This is a genomic window from Breoghania sp. JC706 (genome assembly GCF_037026715.1).
GTDB lineage: Bacteria > Pseudomonadota > Alphaproteobacteria > Rhizobiales > Stappiaceae > Breoghania.
Genome location: NZ_JBANCG010000032.1, coordinates 1 through 507, shown reverse-complemented (window position 1 = coordinate 507; position 507 = coordinate 1). Strand labels below are relative to the sequence as shown.

Genomic DNA, 507 nt, shown 5'->3' with positions numbered 1-507 from the left:
GAGAGACCTCCATGCTTGAACCATTGGCGTGGTCAAGATACTCAAGCATGGAGGTTTTATGGATGTCGATCATCTATCACACAGCACGTGGGACTGCAAATACCACGTGGTATTCTCAAGTAAGTACCGAACGAAACGCCTTTATGGTGACCTGCGGCGAGAGTTGCGGGATCTGTTCGTGCGGTTGGCATTGCAGAAAGGCTGTCGGATCGAGGAGGGACACCTTATGCCCGATCACGTCCATATGTTGATCTCGATCCCGCCGAAATACTCTGTGGCCCATGTGGTCGGCTTCTTGAAGGGCAAGACGGCGCTGTATGTGGCCAACAAGTATGCCCGGAAACGGAAATACAAAGGCTACCACTTTTGGGCACGTGGATATTTCGTCTCGACCACTGGCTACAATGAGCAGGTCGTCAGACGATATATCCGTAACCAGGAAAAGGTCGACAAAGCCTCTGACTATGCCGACCTGTTCAATCGCAGCTACTAGGCGCTAACAAAACC

Annotated in this window: 1 protein-coding gene; it reads left to right on the top strand. The window is 51.5% G+C overall.

The window, feature by feature from the left end; all coding sequences use genetic code 11:
- Positions 1-58: 58 nt before the first annotated feature.
- Positions 59-493, top strand: coding sequence for an IS200/IS605 family transposase (gene tnpA, locus V2L18_RS23430; protein WP_186392795.1), 435 nt, complete (start codon positions 59-61; stop codon positions 491-493).
- The last annotated feature ends 14 nt before the right edge of the window (positions 494-507 follow it).

What these genes read in the sequence shown, in the direction of transcription:
- tnpA (WP_186392795.1), top strand. Translation starts at nt 59, where the DNA reads ATGGATGTCGATCATCTATCACACAGCACGTGGGACTGCAAATACCAC.